This is a genomic window from Gemmatimonadota bacterium (assembly GCA_026702745.1).
In the GTDB taxonomy this organism is placed as follows: Bacteria; JAAXHH01; JAAXHH01; order JAAXHH01; family JAAXHH01; genus JAAXHH01.
The window spans coordinates 1-8,891 of record JAPPBT010000013.1 but is presented as its reverse complement, the minus strand read 5'-3'; the positions used below and the strand labels follow the sequence as shown (position 1 = coordinate 8,891).

Genomic DNA, 8,891 nt, shown 5'->3' with positions numbered 1-8,891 from the left:
ACACGACGAGCAGGGGCGGTTTCTCGTCATGGTCCTGAAACCCTTCGGATCTTCGACCGGCGTGTCCTTCTCGCGGGACCTTTGCGAACGGGTCCTGGCCATCGCGGAAGGCCTCGAACCCACGTTCTACCACCCGTCGCTGAAGGTTGGGCTAACCGGCAAGTACCGCCTGATCCTGGACCAGTACGAGTCCGTAAACCGGGAGATCTTCACGTCGGCTGGCGTCACGCTGTCGCTTGTCGCCCTGGCCATATTCCTCTACTTCCGCACCGTCGTCCCGGTCATCAACATCACGCTTGTCGTGGTGGTCGGCATCCTCTGGACGTTCTGCCTGACCTACTTCCGCATCGGCTACCTGAACATGCAGACCGCCTTCCTGGGCGCCATCATCATTGGGAACGGCATCAACTACGGCTTGATCCTGATGTCCCGATACAAGGAAGAGCGGTTGCGGGGAGAGAACGCACGGGACGGCGTGCAGATCGCCTTTCGGAACACGCTCACGGCGACGGTCACCTCGGCGGCGTCCACCGGACTGGCCTACGGTACCCTCATGATCACCGATTTCCGGGGCTTCAACCATTTCGGGTTCATCGGCGGCCTGGGCATGCTGCTGTGCTGGCTTTCGACCTTCTCCATCCTTCCGGCGCTGCTGATGCTCTGGGACCGCACCGCCTTCGGACGGAAGACCTGGACCCGGAAGGTCTCCCGGGGCAGGTCGATGAGCCGGCTCGCCAACCTGGTGCAGAAGAAGCCGCGGACCGTGGTGGGCACGAGCGCTTCCCTGGTGCTGCTCAGCGCCGTCCTGCTCGTATGGTGGCTCCCGAACTCCTTCGAGTACGACTTCTCGAAGCTGCGCAACGAGCCGCGGGGCGACACTTACGAGCGGATCCTCAACCACCGCGTCAACGCCCTCTTCGGCATATCGCAGTCGCCGGCCGTCATCCTGGCGGACCGCCTGGACCAGGTGCCGGGCATACGCCGGGCCGTGCTGGACAAGAAAGAGGCCGAAAAGGAAGTGCCCAATCCGACCATCGACCGGGTCCGGACCATTTACGACCTGCTGCCGGAGGACCAGGAGGACAAGATCGACGTCCTCTGGGACATCGAGTACATGCTCGACACGAATCCGCCCGACGAACTCGGATTACCGCCCGACCAGCTCGCGAAGATCAACGATTTCCGCGACAACCTGAGCCTGGACGGGATCACCGTGGACGACCTGCCTGAAGCGCTTACGCGGCCCTACGAGGAGCGGGACGGGACGGTGGGCAGGCTGATCTACGTCTACCCGCGGTCGGACGCCGGGCTCTGGAACGGCCGGAACCTGATCCGGTTCGCGGAGGTCGTCCGTTCCAACCAACTTCCGGACGATGAAGTCATCTATTCTTCCGGAGAGGCCGTGGTCTTCGCCGACATGCTGAAGGCCGTGGACCGCGACGGGCCCATCGCCACCATCGCCTGCTTCGTGGGCGTGATCACGCTCCTCGTACTGGCCTTCCGAAGCATCCACGCGTCGGTGGTCATCCTGGCGTCCCTGCTGGGCGGCATGCTGGTTATGGGCGGCTTCATCGCGCTCTTCGACATCAAGGTGAACTTCTTCAACTTCATCGTCATACCCACTACGCTGGGCATCGGGGTAGACTACAGCGTGAACCTGTATCAACGCTACCGCCTTGACGGACGGGGTTCCATCGGTAATATGGTACAGCATACGGGCGCGGCCCTGGTCATGTGCTCGTCTACGACGCTGATCGGGTACACCTCGCTCATGCTCACGTCCAACCGGGGCCTGCATTCCTTCGGGATCATGGCCAACGTGGGAGAGATCGCCACGCTGGCGACAGCCCTGGTCGCGCTGCCCGCCTACCTGCTCATCATGGAAAAGCGCCGAACAAGGCCGGTTACATGAACGCTCATGCAGTGGATTACCGCCAGGTGTTGCCGGATCACCTGCTGCATACCTTTCTCGAAGACTTCGAGTCGTTGCGGCCGTTCTACACCCACGATCCACGCGATCCGGATGTATGGCCACGCATGATCGAGTCCGTGAAGTCTCGTACCGTTCCACCGCCGCGAAAGGCGCTTGCCGGGATCCTGGAGGCACAGAATGGCCGGTTCGGGGCGGACGAGACCGTCCTCGACAACGCCCGTTCCCTCGCCGGGGACGATACCTTCGTCGTTTCCACCGGACAGCAGACGGGCCTGTTGACCGGTCCGCTGTTCACCATCTACAAGGCCGTAACGGCGATCAAGCTGGCGAGACGGGTGTCGGAGGAGACCGGTGTTCGGGCCGTGCCCGTTTTCTGGATGGCCGCGGACGACCACGACTACGCCGAAATCAACCATGTCCACGTCTGCCGCACGGACGGGGACGCCTTCCGGTTCGAGCTGAGCCCCGACGACCCTAACGACCGTCGATCCGCAAGCGACCGCCTGCTCGGACCCGGTATCGACACGCTGCTCGAGCAGTTCGCCGAGGCCCTGCCCGACTCGGAGTACCGTCCGTCCGCCATCGAGGCGCTTCGGCGCCACTGTACCGCCGGGACTTCACTGTCCGATGCCTTCGCGCGGCTCATGACGCTGCTGTTCCGGGAACATGGTCTTGTCCTCGTCGACCCCACCGACCCGGCGCTGAAACCCCTTATGCGCCCCGTGTTCGAGCAGGAAATCCGTGCGCCGCTCGCGACCACGCGTTCGGTCCTGGAGGCGTCCCGCGATCTGGAAGACGCCGGGCTGCATCCCCAGGTCTCCCGGTCCCCGGACGCGGTTAACCTGTTTCTGTACGAGGACGGGCAGCGCAACGCCCTGTGCTATGCGGACGGGCGGTTCAGCAGCCGGGACGAAAGCCTTTCGTTTACCGGCGAGGAACTGCTAGGGATACTGGAGGATACGCCCGGTCGGTTCACGCACAACGTCATCACCCGGCCCCTGGTGCAGGACACGCTGTTCCCGACGCTGACCTATATCGGCGGGCCGGCGGAAATCGCCTACTACGGCCAGCTCGGCGGGGTCTACCGCCGGTTCGGCCTGCCCTTCCCCGTGGTCTATCCCCGCGCGTCCCATACGCTGGTGGGCGCGAGGACCGCCCGGGTCCTGGAGAAGCACGGCCTCGCGATCTCACATTTCGTCCAGGGCATCGAGTCCGTGGTCGACCGGAGACTCCGGGAAGAGATGCCGGTACCGGTCACCGAGGGCCTTCAGGCCGCGCGGGGCGACGTGGAAGCCCACTACAGGAACCTGAAGGGACATGTGACGTCCATTGACCCCGGACTGAGCCGGATCGTCGAGGCCTCGGAGCGGAAGACCCGCTTCGCCCTGGGCAGGCTGGAAGAAAAGACCCTCCGCGCCCTGAAGAAGGCGGACGGAGTCATGCGCGGCCAGATCATGCGGGCGGACCGGCTGCTGTATCCGAACGGACACCTCCAGGAACGGGTGGCCAACATCTGGCAGTACGTCGCCCTGCACGGATTCGACGTCATGAACACCCTCTTCGAGGCCACGGACGAAAGGGATTTCAGACACAGGATGACCCCGTTATGAAACTCGACGTGCTTGCCGTATCCCCGCACCCGGACGATGTGGAGCTGCACTGCGGCGGACTGATGATAAGGTTCGCCGATCTGGGATATGCCACCGGTATCGTCGACATGAGCCTGGGCGAGATGGGTACCCGGGGAACGGTCGACGGACGGAAAGGGGAAGCGGCGGCGGCGGCGGAAGTGCTCGGCTTGTCCGAAAGGCTGAACCTCGAATTGCCGGACGCCCGGGTCGGCACCAGCCCGACGCACCGCGACGCCCTTATCGACGCCATACGCCGATACCGGCCCGATATGCTCCTCGTTCCCCACGAGATCGCCCGCCATCCCGATCACGGGGAGACCGCCCGGCTGGCTAGGGACGCGGCCTTTCTGGCGGGCCTGGAGAAACTCGAGACGGACCACCCGGCCTTCCGGCCCCGGAAGGTTGTTTTTTACCTCACCCACCACCGCTACCAGGAACCCCGGCCCTCCTTCATCGTCGACATCACGTCGACGTTCGACCGCAAGATCGAGGCCGTGAAGGCCCACCGGTCGCAGTTCCACGACCCGGACTCCACCGAACCGGAGACCTTCATCAGCCGGCCCGAGTTCCTTGAAGAGGTCGAAGCCCAGAGCCGCTACTACGGACAGCTGATCGGCGCGAGGTACGGAGAGCCTTTCGTCGTCCGGGAGTACCTTTCGATCGACGATCCCCTGGCCCACTTCGTGGGTGAAGGCGGAAACCGATGAACATCGGCATCACCTGTTACCCGACCTACGGAGGAAGCGGCGCCATCGCCGCCGAACTGGGACAGGCGCTGGCCCGGAAGGGGCACAGGGTCCACTTCGTGAGCTATTCGATCCCCTTCCGCCTGCAGGAATACAGCCAGAACATCTCTTTCCACAACGTGGAGGTCATGCCCTACCCGCTGTTCAAGTACCCGCCCTACACCCTTGCGCTCGCGGCGAAAATGGCGGACGTGGCTTCCGAGGCGGAGCTGGACATCCTGCACGTACACTACGCCGTGCCCCACGCCACCTGCGCCTTCCTGGCCAGGCACATGCTGCGCGACCGGGACGTCAAGGTCATCACGACACTCCACGGCACCGATATCACGCTCGTGGGAAGCGACAAGTCCTTCTACCGGATCACCCGGTTCAGCATCGAGGAAAGCCAGGGGGTCACGGCGGTCTCCGAGTCCCTCAAGCGTGACACGCTGTCCCTCTTCGACATCGAGAAGGACATCCGGGTGATCCCCAATTTCGTCGACGTCGAACGGTTCCGCCGGGGGGACGGCCACTGCGACATCAGCAATTTCGTCGACGATGACGAGAAGGTCATCGCGCACGTCTCGAATTTCCGGCCGGTCAAGCGCATCGGGGACATCATCCGCATGTACGCGGAGGTGCGGCGAGTAGTCAAGTGCAAGCTGCTGCTCGTGGGGGAAGGTCCGGAGCGCATCCCCATGCAGGAACTGGCCCGGGAACTGGGCCTGGAGGACGGCGTGGTCTTTATGGGAGAGCAGGAGGGAGTGGACCGGATTCTTTCCTGTTCCGACCTGTACCTGCTTCCCAGCGAACAGGAGAGCTTCGGCCTGTCGGCCCTGGAGGCGATGAGCTGCGGTGTCCCGGTGATCGGCGCCAACGCCGGCGGCCTGCCGGAACTCGTACGCCACGGGGAGACGGGCTACATCACCGAAGTGGGCGACATCGGGCAAATGGCCCGGCACGCCACGGACCTGCTTGTGAACGACGTCTTGCGAGAGGCGGTCGGCCGGCAGGCCCGGCAGCGGGTGCTGGACCACTTCGCGGAAGAGGCCGTGGTCCCGCATTACGAAGCCTATTACGAAGAAGTACTGCGGGGTTAGCCGGAACCCGCGGACATCCCCGTCAGTCCTCTCCCGACTTCGCCGCGAGCGGCGGATACCTCACTCCTTCGCCTCCAGCGACGCGTAACTCACGCCCTCTCCGCTGTCGTAGCTCACCGGCAGACCCACTTCTTCCCATCCCGGATTGACCACCTGGCCGAAGGGCGTCATCTCGCCGCTGAACCCGCAGCGCATGTTGGCGACCGTCTGATATCCCATGGACTGCAGCAGTTCGGCGGCGTGATTGGAGCGCTGGCCCGTCCGGCAACCCAGTACCAGCTTCGAATCCTCCGGATAGTTCGCCTTCATCACCCGGACGAAATCGGGGTTGGGCGTCATCTGCCCGGTCTGCTCGTCCGCGTGCAGCAGGGGGATGTTTACCGCCGGCGCGGGATGGCCCTGTTCGAATTCGGGTACCGACCGGACGTCGATGTAGGCGTACCCCTCGGATTCGACCAGCCTGGCCGCCTCGTCGGGCATGACCTGTTCCACGCTCATTGGGAACTCCTTTCATTTTTCTGTCTTGATTTTCGTCGGCCCGGGCCGCCTCGACCGTGCGGTACACCTCGATGCCGCGGACCGCCTCGATGCCAGCGATTACCACGTCTCCACGATATGTCCCGAGTTCGGAAACCAGATCACATCCACGCCATAGGAAAGCGCCACGCCCAGTACATATCCCACCAGCATGCCGATGAAAAAGGGCTGCGCCTGGTGGTAGAGTCTCGTGCCGCCCAGTTTCATAATTAAGGCCTTGACGAGCCAGACGATGAAGATCGACGTGGCGATCATCCCGATGCCCCAGGTCTTGGCCACCGCCCAGCCGATAGGGTGCAGCGGCCACCAGTGGAAATTGTGGTGGGCCAGGATCAGCAGCCATGCGATGAGTGCGCCGAGTCCGAGACCCAGGTACTCCCCGCCGGTCAACTGGGTCTGGTTATTGATCCATGTCGTCAGCGTGTTGTATCCCGCTTTGGCGTTGCCGAAAGCATCGGCGAATCCATCCGCCCCGGTGGTGTTGTATCCCAGGAAGATGGTGTAGACGACCGAAATGACCGCGGCCATGACGAGCGCCGAGATGACAACGGGAAAGATGCCGCGCCGGGCGCCGCCGATCTCGTCGCCCATCTTGTTGACGTGAGCCATGGCGCACATGCCCAGTGTCCGCCAGTTCCTCGAGAAGGTCTGGGACAGCGTCAGTATCGTGAGGTCGGCCCGGTGCAGGTTCGCCGACCCGAAGGAGAACACGGTGAAGTCATGGGCGTTATAGGGCAGGTCGAGGTTGATGAGCCCTGCTTCCGCCACCACGCGGGTGACCCCGATATAGAGCAGCATGCAGGTGGCCAGCAGCGTGGCCGTGGCGGCAACGGACATCCCCATGCTGACCAGGAAGAAGAACATGTACAGAACGCCGATCACCACGCCGCCCAGGGCGGTCCGGTACGAGAAGAACTCTCCCGAGTCATCGATGTCGTGGCCGCGGCCGATGGCCTTTCTCACCACGTCGTAAAGGTGGCGGCGCGCCATCCAGAGTCCGAATAGGGTATACACGAAGAATCCGCCCAGGTGCTGGGCCGTGACGATCTCGGTCGTCTTCGGAATGCCGAACCGGCTCATGATACCGATCTGGATCGTGGCCAGCAGGAAGAACACCCAGATGCTGAACAGGATATTCAGGTTCGTAAAGAACCCGATGCCGATGAAAGCGAAATTGATCTTGAACTGAATCGGCGGGAAGGATTCGGCCAGGGTGATCGGAATGCGGTAGTCTCCCCCCAGCCTGATCGGCGGCACGACGTCCCAGTACGAGACGATGTTCCATAGGATGATGAAGAGGGGGATGGTGAAACCGTACCAGAATACCCTGGACCGGGCGATCCTGGGCAGCACGGAACCGCTTCCGTCATCCTCGATGAGCAGCAGGGGCACGCGGGCCAGCGGGAAGGTCAACCGCTCCCTTTCGATCCACTGCTTGCGCAGGATCACCATGAGCGATGCGCTGGCGAAGAAGAGGGCCAGGAAGAAGGTGCCCCACCAGCCCATGGGGATGACCCAGTCCCGCCAGGGGATGACTCCCGTGGACGGCAGGCCTTCGTAGAACCAACGTATGGCCTGTCGTTCGTCGGTGACGATCAGCCAGGCCGGCAGGTACTCGAAGAACAACTCCACGTATCTGTTCTCGGAATTGGCGTAGTAGTGGGGGATGGAGGGTATGGCGACCCAGTAGGTGGTAAAGGCCCACCCTGGAACGGCCGAGGCCGTGAACACGATGAAGAAGATAATGATCAGTTCAGGCGCGGTGAAAATCCGCGTGGGCGCGAAGCGCTTCAGCAGGCCGTTTATGACGAAAACGACCAGCATGAAGGGGAAGAGCGCCGCCATGGGCATGTGGGTGATGGAAAGGTAGGAGGAGTGGGCTTCGAAGGCGGAATGCACCACCCACCACGCCATGAGCACGGACAGTCCCAGGCCCAGACCCACCGCCCGGAGCGTCATGCCCGACGCCAGGCCCCCATGCCGCGCGGGAGCACCCGCACCGGGAGGATGGGCATCCGGCTTTCCGGACGGCGCGGGAGACCGCTGGCGTACGCTCATTTGACGGGTCGCTTGAGGGGATGGAATTCGCTGGACTTACCGGTCGATCACCGGTGTGTCGTAGGTCGATGGCCGGTCTCACACCGGTCGATAACCGGTCGTTCCGGGATGGGCACAATGTATCGGCCCGGCGGGGTCCGATCAAGGACTAAAACGGCTGCCGGCAGACCGCGGACGGGCTTGCGTGACAGGTCGAGCACAGGCTGCCGGCAGGCCGCGGGACAGACCTCGAGCAGGTTGCCGGCAGGCCGCCTGGGAACCGCAGACCGGCCTGTGGGAACGCGGCTGATTCTCTTGACACCGAGCCTTGCGCGCCATACCATGGACGAGGTTTTTCGGCCCATGATTTTTGGCCCCTGCGCCCCGCAGAAAAAGGACCCTTTTCATGCAGTATCTGCTCACCGGCGGATATGGTTGCATCGGTTCGTGGATCGTGAAGAACCTGGTCGACGACGGACACGATGTCGCCATCTACGACCTGGTGGAACACACCGCCCGCATGGCGTTGATCATGGACGCCGAGCAGATCGCCCGGGTCCGGTTCATCGAGGGCGACATCGCCGACGGCACCCATTTCACGCGGGTGGTCGGTGAAACCGGCGCGTCCCGCATCATCCACCTGGCCGGGCTGCAGGTGCCCGTGTGCAAGGCCGATCCCATCAAGGGCGCCACGGTCAACGTGATCGGCACCCTGAATGTCTTCGAGGCGTCGAAGACCCATGCCGATATCGTCCGTCGCGTCGTCTACGCGAGTTCCGCGGCGGTCTACGGCATGGAGGACGACTACGATGCGGGGCCGGTCGGCAACGACGCGGTGCTGCGGCCCGTCACCCACTACGGGGTCTTCAAGCAAAATGTGCTTTATCCCCGCGCGCCCGACGCAGGACTTCACATCGATTACCCGTTA

7 protein-coding genes are annotated in these 8,891 nt (G+C 63.3%); 5 read left to right on the top strand and 2 right to left on the bottom strand.

What is annotated here, in order from left to right; translation table 11 throughout:
* The 4 genes from OXH56_02015 to bshA all read left to right on the top strand — a co-directional run.
* A partial coding sequence (locus OXH56_02015; GenBank protein MCY3554076.1) for an MMPL family transporter occupies positions 1-1,912 on the top strand: 1,912 nt, incomplete at its 5' end.
* On the top strand, positions 1,909-3,543 hold the full coding sequence (gene bshC / locus OXH56_02010; protein MCY3554075.1) for a bacillithiol biosynthesis cysteine-adding enzyme BshC: 1,635 nt from the start codon (positions 1,909-1,911) through the stop codon (positions 3,541-3,543). The genes OXH56_02015 and bshC, both read left to right, overlap by 4 nt.
* Complete coding sequence (bshB1, locus tag OXH56_02005; protein MCY3554074.1) at positions 3,540-4,271, top strand: bacillithiol biosynthesis deacetylase BshB1; 732 nt, start codon at positions 3,540-3,542, stop codon at positions 4,269-4,271. The genes bshC and bshB1 overlap by 4 nt, the downstream gene beginning before the upstream one ends.
* Positions 4,268-5,389: an N-acetyl-alpha-D-glucosaminyl L-malate synthase BshA gene (bshA, locus tag OXH56_02000; protein MCY3554073.1), complete on the top strand. Its 1,122-nt coding sequence runs from the start codon at positions 4,268-4,270 to the stop codon at positions 5,387-5,389. Before bshB1 ends, bshA begins: the two co-directional genes overlap by 4 nt.
* Before the next feature lie 60 nt (positions 5,390-5,449).
* On the opposite strand, the gene OXH56_01995 is transcribed toward bshA, so the two are convergent.
* Positions 5,450-5,887 carry a rhodanese-like domain-containing protein gene (locus tag OXH56_01995; protein MCY3554072.1) on the bottom strand — a complete coding sequence of 146 codons (438 nt, stop codon included), beginning with the start codon at positions 5,885-5,887 and terminating at the stop codon, positions 5,450-5,452.
* Between the two features lie 99 nt (positions 5,888-5,986).
* On the bottom strand, positions 5,987-7,984 hold the full coding sequence (locus tag OXH56_01990) for a hypothetical protein (GenBank protein ID MCY3554071.1): 1,998 nt from the start codon (positions 7,982-7,984) through the stop codon (positions 5,987-5,989).
* A gap of 385 nt (positions 7,985-8,369) precedes the next feature.
* Between OXH56_01990 and OXH56_01985 the strand changes: the two genes are divergently transcribed.
* The coding region (locus tag OXH56_01985; GenBank protein ID MCY3554070.1) for a GDP-mannose 4,6-dehydratase at positions 8,370-8,891 on the top strand (522 nt) is incomplete at its 3' end.